The following is a 17,775-nucleotide window of genomic DNA, read 5'->3' as shown; positions in this document are numbered from 1 at the left end:
AGAGGATGAAGGCGAATGCTGCACGGTCTCCCTCTGCGATCCGGCCCGCGAAGCCCGCGGCCTCACCATCACCCGCGCGAGGCGCTCCGGTGAGCGACCCCGCACGCGATCTCTTCGCCGGCGGCAAGGCGCCCCTGCCGAAGGCCGCCGAGCGTCGCAAGCTCGACGCCGCCGTGGCGCCGCTTGCGCCGCCGCCGCCGCCCGCCTCGGCGGAAGCCGACTACGACGCCTCTGCCATCGGGGTGCTGGAGGGGCTGGAGGCGGTGCGCCACCGGCCCGGCATGTATATCGGTGGCACCGATGCGCGCGCCCTGCACCACCTCTTCGCCGAGGTGATCGACAATTCCATGGACGAGGCCGTGGCGGGTCATGCCAGCTTCATCGAGGTGGAGCTCGAGGCGAGCGGCCACCTCGTCGTCACAGACAACGGCCGCGGCATCCCGGTCGACCCGCACCCGAAATTCCCCGAGAAGTCGGCTCTCGAAGTCGTGCTGACCGTGCTGCATGCCGGCGGCAAGTTCGATTCCAAAGTCTACCAGACCTCGGGCGGCCTGCACGGTGTCGGCATCTCGGTGGTGAACGCGCTCTCGGATGACTTGGAAGTTGAGGTCGCCCGCGGCCAGACCCTCTACCGCCAGTGCTTCTCGCGCGGCCACGTGCTCGGGCCGCTGGAGACGGTGGGGCGGGTGCAGAACCGGCGCGGCACGCGGGTGCGCTTCCACCCGGACGCGCAGATCTTCGGCGACCACGCCTTCGATCCCCGCCGCCTGTTCAAGATGGCGCGCTCCAAGGCCTACCTGTTCGGTGGGGTCGAGATCCGCTGGCGCTGCGCCCCAGCCCTCCTCGTGGGCCTGGACGACGTACCGGCCGAGACCGTGCACCGCTTCCCCGGGGGCCTGCGCGACTATCTCGCCCGCGATCTCGAGGGCAAGGAACTCGTCACCGACGCGATCTTTTCCGGCAAGATCACCAAGCCGGGCGGGCACGGCTCCCTCGAATGGGCCGTCGCCTGGATGGTGACCGACGACGGCGTCTCGGCCTCCTACTGCAACACCATCCCGACGGCGGAGGGCGGCACCCACGAGAGCGGCCTGCGCGTCGCCCTGCTGCGGGCCCTGCGCGAGCATGCCGAGCGCGTCGGCCAGGCCAAGCGCATGACAGCGGTGACCACCGACGACGTCATGGCGACCTGCGCCTCGATGCTCTCGGTCTTCATCCGCGAGCCCGAGTTCCAGGGCCAGACCAAGGACAAGCTCGCCACCGTCGAGGCCTCGCGCATCGTCGAGACCGCGATCCGCGACGCCTTCGACCATTGGCTCGCCGCCTCCCCGGCCCAGGCCAACAAGCTCCTCGACTGGGTGATCGACCGGGCCGAGGAGCGCCTGCGCCGGCGCCAGGAGAAGGAGGTCGCGCGCAAGTCCGCCACCCGCAAGCTGCGGCTGCCGGGCAAACTCGCCGACTGCTCCAAGGCGGGCATGGCCGGTTCGGAGATCTTCATCGTCGAGGGCGACTCGGCCGGCGGCTCGGCCAAGCAGGCGCGCGACCGCGCCACCCAGGCGATCCTGCCCCTGCGCGGCAAGATCCTCAACGTCGCCTCGGCGAGCCGGGACAAGCTCGGCGCCAACCAGCTGATCTCGGACCTGACCCAGGCGCTGGGCTGCGGCACCGGCACGGGCTACCGCTCGGAGGACCTTCGCTACGAGAAGGTGATCATCATGACGGACGCCGACGTCGACGGTGCCCATATCGCCTCGCTGCTGATCACGTTCTTCTACCGGCAGATGCCCAAGCTCATCGACCGGGGGCACCTCTACCTGGCGATCCCACCGCTCTACCGGATCAGCCAGGGGGCCAAGACGGCCTATGCCCGGGACGATGACCACAAGGCCCAGCTGATCAAGACCGTGTTCAAGAACGGCAAGGTCGAGATCGGCCGCTTCAAGGGCCTCGGCGAGATGATGCCGGCGCAGCTCAAGGAGACCACCATGGACCCGAAGAAGCGCACGCTCCTGCGGGTGGAAGTGCTGGACGAGGCCCGGGACTCCACCGGGGACGCGGTCGAGCGCCTGATGGGCAACAAGCCCGAGGCGCGTTTCACCTTCATCTCCGAGCGGGCGGCCTTCGCGGACGGGGCCGAACTCGACATCTGAGACGGCAAGCGCCTGCGCCTCCGGAAACCCGGGGGCGCGGGCGAGGATCGGCAGCTCTCCACCATCGGCAAGTCTTCGAACTCCGCAAGTCTTCGAGCTCGGCAGGTGCCCGAAGACGCGGCGCCGCGGATCAGGAGCCCAAACGCAAGAAAGCCCGGCCGTGAGGCCGGGCTTTCCTGTTGGCCGGGGCCCGCGCGACCGGATCGATCGCGCGGGAGGCCGTTGGTTCGGATCCTAGTAGGAGCCGAACTTGTAGTTCAGGCCGGCGCGGACGACGGCGAACTCGGTGTCGCGCACCTGGCGGCCGCCGCTGACCAGGACGACGCCCGGGCTGGTGGTGGTGACGACGTTGCCGACGTTGTTGACCGCGAAGGCGCCGTTGTTGCGGTTGCCCTGGTCGAGGTTCACGTACAGGCCTTCGATCTTCAGCGTGACGGCCGAGGACTTGAAGAAGTTCAGGAACGAGTCGGTGGGGAGCGCGTACTCGACGCCGCCGCCGGCAGCCCAGCCGGTCTGGAAGTCGTCGCGGCTGGAGTTGGTCAGACCGAAGTCGCGACCGCCGCCCGAACCGTAGGCGAAGCCGCCGGTGCCGTACACGAGGGTGCGGTCGAAGGCGTAGCCGAGGCGACCGCGGACGGTGCCGAAGTAGTCGAGGCCCGAGACGCCGGCCGGGTTGAAGACCTGCTGGGCGGCCAGGGGGCCGGTGGCCGAGAAGCGGTTCCGCTCACGGCCGAAGTCGACGTACTGGGCGTCGGCTTCGATACCGACGACCACGCCCGAGCCCGGGGTGAACTGGTAGTTGTAGCCGACCTGGCCACCGCCGACGAAGCCGTCGTTGCTCTGGCCGTTGCTGAAGGCGATGGCGGCCGTGGTGCCCGGCAGGACCAGAGTGCTGGCGCCGTTGACGCCGATGACGGTCGGCTGGCTGTTGCTGGAAGCGTCGAAGCCGTAACCGGCGTTGAAACCAGCGTAGAAGCCGGTCCAGGTGAACACCGGCACCGGCACGAACACCGGGGGAGCCGCGCGGCGCGGAAGGTCAGCGGCCGAAGCGACGGCAGTCAGGCCGGCGAGCACGGTGGAGGCGAGAATCAGTCTTTTCATTGGTTTACCTGGTCCTGGTTGGCGAGAGCCGGCGCGCTTGTAGTCCCTGGCCGACGCGAGGTCTGTCGCTTTCCTGCAACAAGGCCACCTCTTAGGCCCCCAGATGTCAAAGAAGGGTAAAGGTTAGCGATCGGTCATCCTGACCTTTGTGTGCGGGTGCCATCACGCACATCCACGAGAAACAAGTGATCCGCGGTTTGCGCGGGCCTTGTTGAAATCAAGACCCCGCTCAACACTTTCTTGAGATGTTGAAGATCGGCAAAATCTTGCCGAGCGTTGGTTCGCGCCGGTGTTTTCTTGCCTGTCGGTCGAGGGGGTGCCTTACCGGGCTGCCCAGGCGGGCTGCGCGGGCGCGACCTGCACGGTGGCGCGCGGGCAAGCCTTGCCCCCACCCCGCCGCCCGAGGATCCCGAGGCCCGGTCGCCGCCGCCGCCTTCGGCGCGACCCATGAATCCTCCTGCGCGGCGAACGGGATGGCGCGGGCGTCAGGCGGCGCGGGCGGGCGCGGCGAGGCCGCCGAAGCGGCGGTGTCGCCCGGCGAAGGCCGCCAGCGCGGCGGCGAGGTCGTCCGCATCGAAGTCCGGCCAGTGCGTCGACGTGAAGTACAATTCCGCGTAGGCGCTCTCCCACAGCAGGAAGTCCGACAAGCGCTGCTCGCCGCTGGTGCGGATCACGAGGTCGACATCCGGCACCGCCTCGCCGCTGACCGCACGTCCGAAGGCGGCGGCCGAGGGCGGTCCGGAGTCCGCCAGCGCCGCGTCGGCCGCCAAGGCTGCGGCAGCCGCCCAGGTCGCGGCGGCCGCCAGGATCGCCGCGCGGCCGGAATAGTCGATCGCCACGCGCAGGTGCAGGGCGGTGCCCGTCGCGGTCAGGCGCTCCGCCCGCCCGATGGCTTCGGTGAGACCGTCCGGCAGGCGGTCGCGCCGGCCGATCACGCTGAGGCGGATCCCCGCGCGCGCGAGGCGCTCCGCTTCGGTCCGGAGGTAGCGTCCCAGCAGGCCCATCATGCCGGCCACCTCCTCCGGCGGTCGACGCCAGTTGTCGCTGGAGAAGGCGTAGAGCGTCAGCGTGCCGATGCCGGCACCGGGCGCCGCCGCCACGACCCGCCGGGTCGCCGCGACGCCGGCCCTGTGGCCCGCCAAGCGCGGATAACCGCGCTCGGTCGCCCAGCGGCCGTTGCCGTCCATGATGATGCCGACGTGAAGTTGGTTCTGCAGAGCGCTTTGCATTGTAAAGTTTCCGGGTAAATGGAGAACGGATCTCGGACGTGGGGCGCGAGGGGGGGGCGGCTCGGTCAGGCCGGCTGCGGCCGGCCTCCGGGTTGGGGCGCGCGCTCGGTCGCCTCGGCGGCGTCCCGGACCACGCGCTCCAGCACGGCGAGGTAGTCGAGGAAGCGGCCGCGCCCGGCGGCGGTCAGGCCGCAGGTGGTCTGGGGCCGGTTGCCGTCATAGCCCTTGCGGATCTCGACGAGCCCCGCCTCCTGCAGCACCTGGAGGTGCCGGCTGAGATTGCCGTCGGTGAGGCCGCAGAGCTGCTTCAGGTCGGAGAAGGCGAGCCCCTTCGGATGCGCGATCAGGGAGGTGAGGAGACCGAGGCGGGCCTTCTCGTGGATGACCCGGTCGAGCCCGTCATAGGCGAAGGGGGCGGCCTCACGCGTCGCCATCGGTCGCCTCCGAGGCCGGGTGACGGATCGGGGCTTGGTGCGTGATGGAGGGTTGGTGGGGAATGGACGCTTGGCGGATGACGAGCGCCATCAGCCCCTGCCCGATCCCGAAGGGCAGCCCCATCGCCCAGGGCAGGAGGGCATGGCTCTCGGCCGTCAGCACCAGGACCGCGAGGCCCGCCACGAGGTACCAGGCGCCCACCACGGCGACCCCGCGCGGCATGACCCGGGCCCCGGCGAAGATCCCGAGGCTGACCAGCACCGGCCACAGGCCGGGCAGCAGCCACAGTGTCTCGGGCGAGACCCGCGCCAGCACCAGGGCGAGAAGCGCACCGGCGGCGCCGGCCGGCAGGAACTGCTCCACCGCGTCCCCGATCATCGCATCGGCGAAGCCGCCGCTGTGGCGGCGGGCCCGGGCCCGCATCTCCCAACCGACGAGGCCGAGGGCGCCGAAGGCGGTGGCGATCCAGCCGCCGAAGAAGAGCAGGGGCTGCGCCGTCGGATCCTCGAGGAAGAGGGTCTGCGCCGTGGCGGTGATCAGCGCTAGGCCGGCGGTGGCCGCGAAGGCGGCCGCGCCATAGCCCCGGAAGGCGCTGCCGCGCACCAGCTGGGCGCGGATCGCGACGATGTCGGCCAGGGCCTTGTCCAGATCCGTCATGTCCTGCGTCCTACTCTGCGCCACAAAGTATATGGGCCGGCAAAGTCCATGCAAGCGATTTTTTTGCGCTGCAAAGTGATTGGGGCGCTGCGCGGAACGAAGCCGAGGGCGTCAGTCCCCCGCCAGCAGGGCGGCGAGGGCCGGCGACAGGCCGTGGCTCGCCAGCGGCGGCGCCTCGCAGGTCCGGCCCCCTCCCCCGGCGCCGGCGGCGAGGACGGCGCGGGTCCCGGCCTCCACCGAGCAGAGGACCGGCGCCGGGACGGCGGGCTGGATCCGTGCCGCGAGGCCGGCCAGGGCCGCGCCGCCGAGGATCACCGCCTCGGCGGCGTCCTCCCGAACGCAGGCGCTGCAGGCCGCCGCCAGGAGGCCGAGGGCCGCCTCCGGGTCCGCGGCGATCTCGCCCCCCGTGGGCGCGACGGTGCGCACGCCGGTGAGGTGGTCGCCGAGGCCGAGGCCGGCGACGAACTCCGCCAGCATCGGTCCCCAGAGGACGCCGCCCGTGACGATGGCGAAGCGTCGGCCGCCCGCATGGGCGGCCCGGCAGGCGGCGTCCGCCATCCCCACCACGGGCACCGGGGAGACCTCGCGCAGGGCGGCGAGGCCGGGATCGCCGAAACAGGCGAGGTAGACCGCATCGCAGCCGGCCCCGTGCTCGGCGAAGGCGTCGAGGGCGGCGTGCCCGGCGATCGCCGCCGCTGCGCGACTGGAAATGTAGCGGGCTCCGAATCGTCCCGTGGCGGGCACCAGGGTGACGCCCGGCCCGGCGATCGCCCGGACATGGCCGGCCACGAGGTCGGTGACCGATGCGGTGGTGTTCGGGTTGATGAGCAGGATGCGCAGGGCGGTCGGGCCTCGTCCAGGGAGGGGGTGACGGCCCGAGAAAGGGGCCTGCCAGGGCGGGCGGCGGATCACGGGCTTGCGGATAAGCCGTCCTGCTGGGGTTCCCCTCGATTGACAAGGCCGTGCAAGGGCCTAAGTGTCCCCGCAACGCGTGTGCGCGGCGGGTCGTGTGTCGAAGCCGCCCCTGATGCCAGCCGTCGCCGTGTCGATGTCCTCCGCGCCGGTTGGTCCATTCCCGCGCGCAACGGTTCTCATAGAATATGTCTTTTGCCGACCTCGGATTGAGCGACAAGGTCCTCCAGGCCGTCACGGCGGCCGGTTATTCCGAGCCCACGCCGATCCAGGCCCAGGCCATCCCCCACGTGCTCGCGCGCCGCGACGTCCTCGGCATCGCCCAGACCGGCACCGGCAAGACGGCGGCCTTCACGCTGCCGATGCTGACGCTGCTGGAGAACGGCCGCGCCCGGGCCCGCATGCCGCGCACGCTGATCCTGGAGCCGACCCGCGAGCTCGCGGCCCAGGTGGTGGAGAATTTCGACCGCTACGGCATCAACCACAAGCTCAACGTCGCCCTCATCATCGGCGGCGTCTCCTTCGCGGAGCAGGACGCCAAGCTGATGCGCGGCACCGATGTGCTGATCGCGACGCCGGGCCGGCTCCTCGATCATTTCGAGCGCGGCAAGCTGCTGCTCACGGGCGTCGAGCTCCTCGTCATCGACGAGGCCGACCGCATGCTCGACATGGGCTTCATCCCCGACATCGAACGCATCGTGAAGATGGTACCCTTCACGCGCCAGACTCTGTTCTTCTCCGCCACCATGCCGCCGGAGATCGAGCGGCTGGCCGACATGTTCCTGCACACGCCGCAGCGGATCGAGGTGGCCCGGCCCGCCTCCACCGCCTCGACCATCGTGCAGAAGCTCGTGGCGACGAGTTCCGAGGGGCACGAGAAGCGCGACCTCCTGCGCCGCCTGATCCGGGGCGAGGCCGAACTGAACAACGGCATCATCTTCTGCAACCGCAAGCGCGACGTGGCGCTGCTGCAGAAGTCCCTGGCGAGCCACGGCTTCAACGTGGCTGCCCTGCACGGCGACATGGACCAGCGGGCCCGCACCATCGCCCTCGACGGGTTCCGCTCGGGCGAGGTTCCGCTCCTGGTGGCCAGCGACGTGGCGGCGCGTGGCCTCGACATCCCGGCGGTGAGCCACGTCTTCAACTTCGACGTACCGCATCATCCGGAAGACTACGTGCACCGCATCGGCCGCACCGGCCGCGCCGGTCGCGCCGGCAACGCCTTCACCCTGGTCAGCCGGGCCGACGAACGGTCGCTCCACGCCATCGAGGCGCTGATCGGCCAGCCGATTCCCTGGGCGGAGGGCGACCTCGCCTCGGTGCCCGAATCCAGCCCCTCGGCGGAAGGCGAGTCGACCCGCACGCGTTACCGCGGCAAGACCGGCCGGCAGGTTCGCGGCGGCGAGGCCCGCCGCTCCGAGGGTCGCAAGCCCGAGGGCCGGACTTCCGAGAGCCGGACTTCCGAGGGCCGGACGTCCGAAGCCCGCACGTCCGAGAGCCGGAATCCCGAGGGACGGGCCGCATCGGCCGGCCGCTCGGAGCCGAAGGCCGAGAGCGTCCGCTCTGAGGGGAGGCCCGAGGCCGGCGACCGGCCGGAGGTGTCCGCCGAGGCGCGCGCGCCCAGGCGGGAGGGACGCCGGGACGGACGGAGCGGGCGGTCGTCCCGCCGGGGTTCGTCCGAGCGTGCGGCCCCGGAGACGGAGATCGCGCAGGACGTCGCCGCCGCACCCGCGGCCCAGGCTCCGCAGCGGGCCCCCCGGCCCGAGCGCACGGCCGAGCGGCCCCGCGACGAGCGTCGCGCGCCGCGGCGGCGCGGCGACGAGGACGAGGGCGACACGCCCGTCGGTCTCGGCTCGCACGTGCCGGCCTTTCTGTTGCGTCCGGCCGTGGTCAAACCCTCAAAGTAACGTGACCCCATAAGTCGTTCGCCCGGGCGAACCTTAACCGCATCTCCACGAACGTTTCCGCATGATGCGATCCTGCGGAAACGCTCCGCTCCGGGATTGGGCCGGATGGATGAGACGGTTGGACGAACGATGGGCGGCAGTCAGGGCGACCACGAACGGAGCTTTGCGCTGGCCGAGCGTGCCAACGCGCTGATCCGTGATTATGGACCGTCGGCGGAGCCGCGCGCCTACGCGGTCTGGTACGCCTACGTCTCCGGCACGCAGCCACACATGAACGACGCTCTGAAGCGCCTGACGGCGGTCTCCGGGCGCCTGACCGAGGCGGATATCGACGGCCTCTACGCGGCCTATCTCGATCCCTCCCGCCTGTCCTCCGCCACCGAGCGCGCGAGCAGCAGCGTGCTGTCGGAGATCGCGGGGGTGATGGAGGTGCTGGATCTCTCCCTCGGCTCGACCGCCCAGTACGATGCGTCGCTGCGCGATCTGGCCAAGGATCTCGACGGGACGGTCCCGACCGCGGCCAGCGTGCACGCCATCGTGGCCGCCCTGGTGGCGACCACCCGCGAGGTCACGGCCAACAACCGTACCCTCGAGGCGCGGATGCGCGAGAGCCGGCGCGAGATCGAGACCCTGCGCGAGACCCTGGAGGCGACCCGCCTCGAGAGTCTCACCGATCCGCTCACGGGATTGTCGAACCGCAAGCACTTCGAGGATAGCCTGTACCAGCTGGTGCAGGGGGCTTCCCCCGCGGCGCCGGCCTGCCTCATCGTCGTCGACGTCGACTCGTTCAAGCGCTTCAACGACGTCTACGGCCACATCACCGGCGACCAGGTGTTGCGCCTCGTGGCCATGGTCATGCGCGAGCACGTCAACACCCGCGCCGTCCTCGCCCGCTTCGGCGGCGAGGAATTCGCCATGCTGCTGCCCGCCACCAGCCGGACGGCGGCCTACGCGGTTGCGGAGACGGTGCGAACCAGTGTGATGGCCCGTGAACTCGTGAAGCGCTCCACCGGCGAATCGCTCGGCAAGATCACGATCTCCCTGGGGGTCGCGGTGCATCGCCCGGGCGACACCGCAGTGTCCCTGCTCGAGCGTGCCGACCAGTGCATGTTCAGGGCCAAGCGCGACGGCCGCAACCGCACGGTCGACGACGCCGACATGGACGCGTCGGGCGTCGCGGATCTGTCGAGCGTCGCCTGACCCTGCGTCCGGCCGGGCGCCTCAGGCGCCGGCGTGGACCGCCTCGGGGTTCACCGGGGTGATCGCCACGGACTCGCCGCAGCCGCAGGCCGAGGTCTGGTTCGGGTTGTTGAACACGAACTGCGACGAGAGCTTGTTGGTCTGGAAGTCCATCTGCGTCCCCAGCAGGAACAGCAGCGCCTTCGGATCGACGAAGACGGTGACGCCGCGATCCTCGACCTTGTCCTCGCCGGGCTTCTGCCCGTCGGCATATTCCATGGTGTAGGACATGCCGGCGCAGCCGCCGTTCTTCACGCCGACCCGGACGCCCGCGATCGGCTGGTCCGCATCCGCGATGATCGCCTTGATCCGGTCGGCGGCCGCGTCGGTCAGCGACAGGACCTTGAACTTCGATGCCATGATGTCTCTCCGACGGCCGGGTTCAAGGCCCGGGCGGGTGAGGGTGATTGAACCCGGTTAAGATAAGGATTGCGGAGCCTGCGGTCCATGGCCGACCGCGCAGGAAGCGATGCCGTGTGGTAGAGTGGTATGAGGGAAGGCAGGGAACGATCGTCATGGCCGACTCCGCACGCCTTACCATGACACCCGAGGATTTCTTCGTCTGGCAGCGCGATCAGGACGAGCTCTACGAACTCGTCGACGGTCAGCCGGTGCCGCGGCATCGGATGATGACCGGAGCCAGCATGCAGCACGATCGGGCGACGGTGAACGTCATCGTCAGTCTCGGGACGCAGTTGCGTGGGACATCCTGCCGTCCGACGACCGCCGATATTGCGCTCCGGACCAGCATCCGGGGCCTGCGCAGGCCCGATGTGATGGTCGAATGCGCGCCTCTGGTGCCGGATACTTACGAGGCGCGGGAGCCGAAGCTGGTGGTCGAGGTGGCATCGCCATCGACCACGACGATCGACCAGACGCGGAAAGTCGAGGAATACAAGCGCCACCCGACCCTGGCCTACATTCTCCTCGTCGAGACGCTGAAGCCGCAGGCCCTGCTCTACCGGCGCCTCGGCGACGGATGGGACATCGAGACCTTTGAGGGGCTCGATGCCGTCATCGCCCTCCCGGAGATCGGCGCGACCCTGTCGCTGGCGGAGATCTATGACGGCTTGAGCTTCCCGCCGCGCCGGGATCTCGCCGGCGCAGGCTGATCCCCGCTACCACATGTCCAGGGCGACGCGGGCTTCGTCGGACATCCGGCTCTGGTCCCACGGCGGGTCGAACACCATGGTGACGGCGCAGGACTGCACGCCCGGCACGGCGGCCACGGCGGTCTCGACCCAGCCCGGCATCTCGCCGGCGACGGGGCAGCCCGGCGCGGTGAGGGTCATGTCGATGGCCACCTTGCGGTCGTCGGCGATGTCGACCTTGTAGATCAGGCCGAGCTCGTAGATGTCGGCCGGGATCTCGGGATCGTAGACGCTCTTCAGGGCGACCACGATGTCGTCGGTCAGGCGGTCGAGCTCCTCGGGCGGGATCGCCGAGTCGCTCGCGATGGTGGGGGTATTGGCCCCGCCGGTGATGGCCGAATCGCTCATGGGTGTGTCCTCGTCTCGGGGCGGCGCCCCGGATCGCGCTTCCGCGACCCGCGCGCCGCCGGAATGCGTCAGGCGAACATCATCTCGGCCTTGGCCAAGGCCTCGGCGAGGGCGTCCACTTCCTGCGTGGTATTATACAGGCCGAAGGAGGCGCGACAGGTGGAGGTCGCGCCGAAGCGGGTGAGAAGAGGCATGGCGCAGTGCGTCCCCGCCCGGATCGCGACGCCGTAGCGGTCGATCACGGTGGCGATGTCGTGGGCATGCGCCCCCTTCATCTCGAAGGCGATGACGCCGCCCTTGTCCCGGGCCGTCCCGATCATCCGCACGGAATTCATCGCGCCGAGGCGATCCTGCGCGTAGGCCAGCAGGGACGCCTCGTGGGCGGCGATCCGGTCGCGCCCGACGCCCATCATGAATTCGAGCGCGGCGCCGAGGCCCACCGCCTCGACGATCGCGGGCGTGCCGGCCTCGAAGCGGTGCGGCGGATCGTTGTAGGTGACCGAGTCCTGGCTGACCGTGCGGATCATCTCGCCGCCGCCCTGGTAGGGGGGGAGCCGCTCCAGCCATTCCTTCTTGCCGTAGAGGACGCCGATGCCGGTGGGGCCGTAGACCTTGTGGCCGGTGAAGACGAAGAAGTCGCAGTCGAGCGCCTTCACGTCGATCGGCGTGTGGACGGCGCTCTGGGCCCCGTCCAGGAGCACCGGGACGCCGTGGGCATGGGCGATGCGCACGATTTCCCGGGCCGGCGTTACCGTGCCCAGCACGTTCGACATGTGGGTGATCGCCACCATCTTGGTGCGGGGCGTGAACAGCTTCTCGTACTCCTCGACGAGGAAGTTGCCCGCGTCGTCCACGGGCGCCCACTTGATCACCGCCCCCCGCCGCTCGCGCAGGAAGTGCCAGGGCACGATGTTGGAATGGTGCTCCATGATCGAGAGGATGATCTCATCCCCCTCCCCGATCAGGCCGGCCCAGCCCATGGACGAAGCCACGAGGTTGTAGGCCTCGGTGGCGTTGCGGGTGAAGATGATCTCGTCGGTGGAGTCGGCGTTGAGGAACTGCCGCGTGGTCTCGCGCGCGCCCTCGAAGCCCTCCGTGGCGGCGTTCGCCATGAAGTGCAGGCCGCGATGGACGTTGGCGTAGCCCGTCTCCATGCAGGTCACCATGGCGTCGATGACGGCGCGCGGCTTCTGTGACGAGGCCGCGTTGTCGAGATAGACGAGCGGCCGGCCATAGACCTTCTCGGCGAGGATCGGGAACTGGGCCCGGATCGCCTCGACGTCGTAGGGAGTGTTCGGGACGGGTGCGTTCATGGGTGGACCTGTGTGGTGTCGGACGCGCGCGGCCCTCCCCCGTGGCGGGGAAGGGCCGTTGGCGGGGTGCGATCAGCCGCGCGCCGCGAGCCACGCCTCAATGGTGCCGACCAGCGCCTCGCGGGCGCCGTCGTGGCTGACCGACTCGATGGCCGCGCCGAGGAAGGCCTGGACCAGCAGGCTCTCGGCCTGGGCCTTCGGCAGCCCGCGCTGCATCAGGTAGAACAGCAGGTCCTCGTCGAGGGCGCCGCAGGTGGCACCGTGGCCGCAGGCGACGTCGTCGGCGAAGATCTCCAGCTCGGGCTTGTTCATCATCTGCCCGTCGTCGGACAGGATGAGGCAGGCCGACATCATCTTGCCGTCGGTCTTCTGGGCCGCCTGCTGGACGATGATCTTGCCCTGGAACACGCCCGTGGCCTCGCCGTCCACCACGGTCTTGAACAGCTCGCGGCTGACGCCGCCGGTGCCGGCATGGTCGGCCAGGAAGGTGGTGTCGGCGAGCTGCCGGCCGTTGAGCATGGCCGCCCCGTTCACCACCGCGCGGCCGTCGGCCCCGGCGAAGTTCAGGTAGACCTGGTGGCGCGAGAGCACACCGCCGACGACCACGTTGACGGTCTCGACCGCCGAGGCCGCGCCGAGCTTCACCGAGAGCGTCGAGAGGGCCACGGTCTCGCGGCCCTCGGCGTTCAGGCGGGCATGCCGGAAGGTGGCGTCGTCGGCCACCGTCACGTCGAGGGCGTCGTTGGGCTGGTAGGCGACGCCGTCCGGCCCCTCGTGGCTCTCCAGCACCATGACCTCGGCGCCCTCCCCCAGCACCACGAGGGCGCGGGTGGCGGTGGAGAAGTCCTGGCTTCCGGCGGCGACGAAGCGCAGGTGCAGCGGGGTCTCGACCTTGGCGCCGGGCTCCACGGCGATCAGCACACCATCCGCCAGGAAGGCGGTGTTGAGCTGGTAGATCGGGTTCTCGGAGGCCTGGCGCACCGGCGTCAGCCGGTCGAGGAGCGCGTGGCCCTCGGTCAGCGCCCGGGTCAGGGGCGTGACGGTGACGCCAGCGGGAATGCGGCCGAGGTCGGATTCGGCCTCGATCAGGTGGCCGTTGACGAAGCTGAGGCGCACGGCCTCGATCCCGGCAAAGCCCTTGGCGCTAGCCACGGCCGCCTGGGCGACCTCGGCGGAGGGCATCTCGGCCGGATGGGCCGCGTCACGGAAGGCCGAGCGCAGGTCGGTGTACTTGAACGCCTCGACGCGGCGGGTGGGCAGGCCGACCGCCTCGAAGTAGCGGAACGCCTCCTCGCGGGCGATCGAGACGCCCGTGGGGTACTTCATCTTGGTGGCTTCGAAGAGCTTGGACAGCCCGGTCTCGGCCGCAGTGCGGAGGGAGGTGATGTCGGCCATGATCAGGCGGCCTCCCCGGTGCGGTACTCGGCGTAGCCGGAGGCCTCGAGCTCGAGGGCGAGCTCCTTGCCGCCAGACTTCACGATGCGGCCCTGGGACATCACGTGGACGACGTCCGGCACGATGTGGTTCAGCAGGCGCTGGTAATGGGTGATGACCAGGAAGGAGCGCCCCTGGGCGCGCAGGGCGTTGACGCCCTCGGAGACGATGCGCAGGGCATCGATGTCGAGGCCGGAATCGGTCTCGTCGAGGACGCAGAACTTCGGCTCCAGCAGGGCCATCTGCAGGATCTCCATGCGCTTCTTCTCGCCGCCGGAGAATCCGACGTTGAGGGCGCGCTTGAGCATGTCCTTGTTGATCTCGAGCTTCTCCGCCGCGGCGTTCACCCGGCGGATGAAGTCGGGGGTCGTGAGCTCGCCCTCGCCCCGCGCGCGGCGCTGGGCGTTCAGGGTCGCCTTGAGGAAGGTCATGGTGCCGACGCCCGGGATCTCCAGCGGGTACTGGAAGGCCAGGAACACGCCCGAGGCCGCGCGCTCGTCGGGGCTCATCTCGAGGATGTTCTCGCCGTCGAGCAGGATCTCGCCGTCGAGGACGTCGTAATCTTCCTTGCCCGCGATGACGTAGGACAAGGTCGACTTGCCCGAGCCGTTCGGGCCCATGATGGCGGCGACTTCGCCGTCGTTCACGGTGAGGTTGAGGCCGTTGAGGATCTGCTTGTCCTCGATGGCGACCACGAGGTTCTTGATTTCGATCATTGCAGCATAGTCCGTTCTAAAACTTGATACGCGGAGCGACCCTTCCGCTCCGACGGCGGAGGGGGCCTGCGAAGCAGGCGGGTGGGGGAAAGGTGCCTCCGAAGCAGGCGGGCCACCCTCTCCCGCAGTCGGGAGAGGGGAAGTGCGCGCCGGACGCGGTCGAGGCGATCCTAGCCCACCGAGCCTTCGAGGCTGATCGAGATCAGCTTCTGGGCCTCGACGGCGAACTCCATCGGCAGCTGCTGCAGCACGTCGCGGACGAAGCCGTTGACGATGAGCGCGGTCGCCTCCTCGTTGGAGAGGCCGCGCTGCTGGCAGTAGAACATCTGGTCTTCCGAGATCTTCGAGGTGGTGGCCTCGTGCTCGAACTGGGCCGACGAGTTCTTGGACTCGATGTACGGCACGGTGTGCGCGCCGCACTGGTCGCCGATGAGGAGCGAGTCGCAGTTGGTGAAGTTGCGTGCGCCCGTCGCCTTCCGGTGCGCCGAGACGAGGCCCCGGTAGGTGTTCTGCGAGCGCCCGGCCGAGATGCCCTTCGAGATGATCCGGCTGGTGGTGTTCTTGCCGAGGTGGATCATCTTGGTGCCGGAATCGACCTGCTGCATGCCGTTCGACACCGCGATCGAGTAGAACTCGCCGCGGGAATTGTCGCCGCGCAGGATGCAGGATGGGTACTTCCAGGTGATCGCCGAACCGGTCTCGACCTGCGTCCAGGAGATCTTCGAGTTGGCGCCGCGGCAATCGCCGCGCTTCGTCACGAAGTTGTAGATCCCGCCCTTGCCCTCGTTGTCGCCCGGGTACCAGTTCTGGACGGTCGAGTACTTGATCTCGGCGTCGTCGAGGGCCACGAGCTCGACCACGGCGGCATGGAGCTGGTTGTCGTCGCGCTTCGGGGCGGTGCAGCCCTCGAGGTACGAGACGTACGAGCCCTTGTCGGCGATGATCAGCGTGCGCTCGAACTGGCCGGTGTCGCGCTCGTTGATGCGGAAGTAGGTCGACAGCTCCATCGGGCAACGCACGCCCGGCGGGATGTAGACGAACGAGCCGTCGGAGAAGACCGCCGAGTTCAGGGTCGCGAAGAAGTTGTCGGTCACGGGCACGACCGAGCCGAGGTACTTGCGCACCAGGTCAGGGTACTCGCGGATAGCCTCGGAGATCGGCATGAAGATCACGCCGGCCTTCGACAGCTCGGCCTTGAAGGTGGTGGCCACCGAGACCGAATCGAACACGGCGTCGACCGCGACCCGGCGCTCGGGGGCGATACCTTCCAGCACCTCGACTTCGCGCAGCGGGATTCCGAGCTTCTCGTAGGTCTTCAGAATCTCGGGATCGATCTCGTCCAGGGACAGGGCCGCCGGACGCTTCGGAGCCGCGTAGTAGTAGATGTTCTTGTAGTCGACCTTGTCGTAGGAGACCCGCGCCCAGGCGGGCTCCTGCATGGTCTGCCAGCGCTTGTAGGCGTCCAGGCGCCAGGCCAGCATCCACTCGGGCTCGTCCTTCTTGGCCGAGATGTAGCGGATCACGTCCTCGGAGATGCCCTTCTCGGACTTCTCCATCTCGATGGTGGTCTCGAACCCGTACTTGTACTGGTCGAGGTCGATCGAGCGGACCCGGTCGATGGTTTCCTGCACTGCAGGCATTAAACGTCTCCTGACATGCCCGGCGTCAAGGGCCGGGTGTGGGTCGGATGGCTTGGGAAGGCGGCACTCACGCCGCGTGCCCCTGCCGTCGATATAGGGTCTCCACCAGGCGTTCGCAGGCGGCGCGACACCGCGCTGCGTCGCTTTCGGTGCTGTTCCACCCGAGGCTCACGCGCAGGGCCCCTGCGGCCAGCGCAGGGGTGACGCCCATGGCTGCGAGGACGGGCGAGCGGGCGACCTTGCCGGAGGCGCAGGCCGAGCCGGACGAGATCGCGACGCCCGACAGGTCGAGCGTCATCAGCGCCGTCGGGGCATCGATCCCCGGAACGGCGAAGCACAGGGTGTTGGGCAGGCGCGGGGCGCCGGCGCCGAACACGACGAGGTCGGGCGCGCAGGCCCGCAGGCCCGCCTCGAGGCCGTCGCGCAGATCCGCGAGGCGGTCCGCGGATGCGGGATCGGCCAGGTCCGCCGCGACCCCGAGCCCGACGATGCCGGGCAGGTTCTCGGTGCCGCCGCGCAGGCGCGCCTCCTGGCCGCCCCCGCGCAGGAAGCCCGTGCTGAGAGTCACGCCCGCGGCGAGTACCAGGGCGCCGATGCCCTTCGGGGCGCCGAACTTGTGGCCCGAGAGGCTGAGGGCGTCGAGGCCGAGGGCGGCCATGTCCAGGGGGATCTTGCCGATGGCCTGGACCGCGTCCGTGTGCACCAGGGCGCGGCCATGCGCCCGGGCCAGGGCCACGATCGCCGCCAGCGGCTGGATCACGCCGGTCTCGTTGTTGGCCGCATGGATCGAGATCAGCACGTCCGCGTCGGCATGCCGGCGCAGCAGCCTCTCCAGCGCGCCGAGATCGACCAGGCCCGCGGCGTCCACCGGCACGCGGTCGACTGCCTCCGCCGGGAAGCGGTGGCCGTCCGAGACGCAGGGGTGCTCGGTGGCGCCGAGGAGGAGGCGTGTTGGTGCGGAATAACCCGCCCGCGCCAGGGCGCCGGACAGGACCGCGTTGGCCGCCTCGGTGCCGCCGCTCGTGAACACCACGCGTCCCCCACCCGCACCGACCCGCCGGGCCACAGCGTCGCGGGCGCGCTCCAGGGCGGCGCGCGCCGCCCGGCCCTCCGCGTGCACCGACGAGGGGTTCCCCGGCAGGCTCAGCGCCTGCGCCACGGCAGCCGCCACCTCCGGCCGAACCGGTGAGGTCGCATTGTGGTCGAGATAGGCGCGGGGCGAAGTCATCCGGGAAAAACCACTGGCGGCGTCAAGTGCGAAAGCGACAAATCCTTGCTTTTGCCCCCCACGATCATGCTAAGGCGCGGACACGATACGTGTTCCGGTCACCCGTCGTGCGGGGAACGCGCCGATCCGAAGCTGGCTCGACCGACGCTTGTTTAGAATAATTCTAGTTCGCTAGAATTATTCTAAGAGCGCTTTTAGGTTCGTGGCCGGACGAGTCAAGGCACGCCTCACGGCTTTGCCCAGGCGTCGGACGCGCGCGTGTTGCCATCGCGTCGGCGATCCACCGCGCGATGCCCGCCCGGGACATCCGCTCAG

The 17,775-nt window shown here is 69.7% G+C and carries 16 protein-coding genes; 4 read left to right on the top strand and 12 right to left on the bottom strand.

Annotated features, from left to right (window positions below; genetic code table 11):
* Positions 1-89 precede the first annotated feature (89 nt).
* A complete protein-coding gene (gene parE, locus AC0IY1_RS23675) occupies positions 90-2,150 on the top strand; it encodes a DNA topoisomerase IV subunit B (RefSeq protein ID WP_471772899.1) in 2,061 nt (686 codons plus the stop codon).
* A 234-nt stretch (positions 2,151-2,384) separates the two neighbouring features.
* Here the strand turns inward: parE and AC0IY1_RS23670 are convergent, their stop codons facing one another.
* The 5 genes from AC0IY1_RS23670 to AC0IY1_RS23650 all read right to left on the bottom strand — a co-directional run bounded on the left by AC0IY1_RS23670 (position 2,385) and on the right by AC0IY1_RS23650 (position 6,412).
* Positions 2,385-3,251, bottom strand: coding sequence for an outer membrane protein (locus AC0IY1_RS23670; protein WP_471772897.1), 867 nt, complete (start codon positions 3,249-3,251; stop codon positions 2,385-2,387).
* A 485-nt stretch (positions 3,252-3,736) separates the two neighbouring features.
* The gene (locus tag AC0IY1_RS23665) at positions 3,737-4,480 is read right to left on the bottom strand and encodes a di-trans,poly-cis-decaprenylcistransferase (RefSeq protein WP_471772895.1); all 744 of its coding nucleotides are present in this window, start codon (positions 4,478-4,480) and stop codon (positions 3,737-3,739) included.
* A 65-nt stretch (positions 4,481-4,545) separates the two neighbouring features.
* A complete protein-coding gene (locus AC0IY1_RS23660; protein ID WP_103712195.1) occupies positions 4,546-4,914 on the bottom strand; it encodes a transcriptional regulator in 369 nt (122 codons plus the stop codon).
* On the bottom strand, positions 4,901-5,572 hold the full coding sequence (locus tag AC0IY1_RS23655) for a hypothetical protein (protein ID WP_471772893.1): 672 nt from the start codon (positions 5,570-5,572) through the stop codon (positions 4,901-4,903). Before AC0IY1_RS23655 ends, AC0IY1_RS23660 begins: the two co-directional genes overlap by 14 nt.
* 111 nt (positions 5,573-5,683) lie before the next feature.
* Positions 5,684-6,412 (bottom strand): aspartate/glutamate racemase family protein, encoded by a 729-nt coding sequence (locus AC0IY1_RS23650; protein WP_471772908.1) that lies wholly within the window; start codon positions 6,410-6,412, stop codon positions 5,684-5,686.
* Positions 6,413-6,672: 260 nt separating this feature from the next.
* Here AC0IY1_RS23650 and AC0IY1_RS23645 point away from each other — a divergent pair, with 260 nt between their 5' ends.
* A complete protein-coding gene (locus AC0IY1_RS23645) occupies positions 6,673-8,391 on the top strand; it encodes a DEAD/DEAH box helicase (RefSeq protein WP_471772890.1) in 1,719 nt (572 codons plus the stop codon).
* 105 nt (positions 8,392-8,496) lie between these two features.
* On the top strand, positions 8,497-9,591 hold the full coding sequence (locus tag AC0IY1_RS23640) for a GGDEF domain-containing protein (protein ID WP_471772887.1): 1,095 nt from the start codon (positions 8,497-8,499) through the stop codon (positions 9,589-9,591).
* Between the two features lie 21 nt (positions 9,592-9,612).
* On the opposite strand, the gene AC0IY1_RS23635 is transcribed toward AC0IY1_RS23640, so the two are convergent.
* The gene (locus AC0IY1_RS23635) at positions 9,613-9,990 is read right to left on the bottom strand and encodes a HesB/IscA family protein (RefSeq protein WP_055954156.1); all 378 of its coding nucleotides are present in this window, start codon (positions 9,988-9,990) and stop codon (positions 9,613-9,615) included.
* A 155-nt stretch (positions 9,991-10,145) separates the two neighbouring features.
* Between AC0IY1_RS23635 and AC0IY1_RS23630 the strand changes: the two genes are divergently transcribed.
* Positions 10,146-10,742, top strand: coding sequence for a Uma2 family endonuclease (locus AC0IY1_RS23630; RefSeq protein WP_471772885.1), 597 nt, complete (start codon positions 10,146-10,148; stop codon positions 10,740-10,742).
* Positions 10,743-10,748: 6 nt separating this feature from the next.
* On the opposite strand, the gene AC0IY1_RS23625 is transcribed toward AC0IY1_RS23630, so the two are convergent.
* The 6 genes from AC0IY1_RS23625 to AC0IY1_RS23600 all read right to left on the bottom strand — a co-directional run bounded on the left by AC0IY1_RS23625 (position 10,749) and on the right by AC0IY1_RS23600 (position 17,460).
* Positions 10,749-11,129, bottom strand: a complete 381-nt coding sequence (locus tag AC0IY1_RS23625) for an SUF system Fe-S cluster assembly protein (RefSeq protein WP_055954150.1) — start codon at positions 11,127-11,129, stop codon at positions 10,749-10,751.
* A gap of 68 nt (positions 11,130-11,197) precedes the next feature.
* Positions 11,198-12,442 carry a cysteine desulfurase gene (locus AC0IY1_RS23620; protein WP_471772882.1) on the bottom strand — a complete coding sequence of 415 codons (1,245 nt, stop codon included), beginning with the start codon at positions 12,440-12,442 and terminating at the stop codon, positions 11,198-11,200.
* 72 nt (positions 12,443-12,514) lie between these two features.
* A complete protein-coding gene (gene sufD / locus AC0IY1_RS23615) occupies positions 12,515-13,837 on the bottom strand; it encodes a Fe-S cluster assembly protein SufD (protein WP_471772879.1) in 1,323 nt (440 codons plus the stop codon).
* A gap of 2 nt (positions 13,838-13,839) precedes the next feature.
* On the bottom strand, positions 13,840-14,592 hold the full coding sequence (gene sufC / locus AC0IY1_RS23610; protein ID WP_055954140.1) for a Fe-S cluster assembly ATPase SufC: 753 nt from the start codon (positions 14,590-14,592) through the stop codon (positions 13,840-13,842).
* Between the two features lie 170 nt (positions 14,593-14,762).
* Positions 14,763-16,232, bottom strand: coding sequence for a Fe-S cluster assembly protein SufB (gene sufB / locus AC0IY1_RS23605; protein ID WP_103712188.1), 1,470 nt, complete (start codon positions 16,230-16,232; stop codon positions 14,763-14,765).
* 67 nt (positions 16,233-16,299) lie between these two features.
* The gene (locus AC0IY1_RS23600; RefSeq protein ID WP_471772876.1) at positions 16,300-17,460 is read right to left on the bottom strand and encodes a cysteine desulfurase family protein; all 1,161 of its coding nucleotides are present in this window, start codon (positions 17,458-17,460) and stop codon (positions 16,300-16,302) included.
* Positions 17,461-17,775 lie beyond the last annotated feature (315 nt).

It is taken from the genome of Methylobacterium sp. AC690, assembly GCF_979256535.1.
This window is presented reverse-complemented; position numbering and strand designations above follow the sequence as displayed.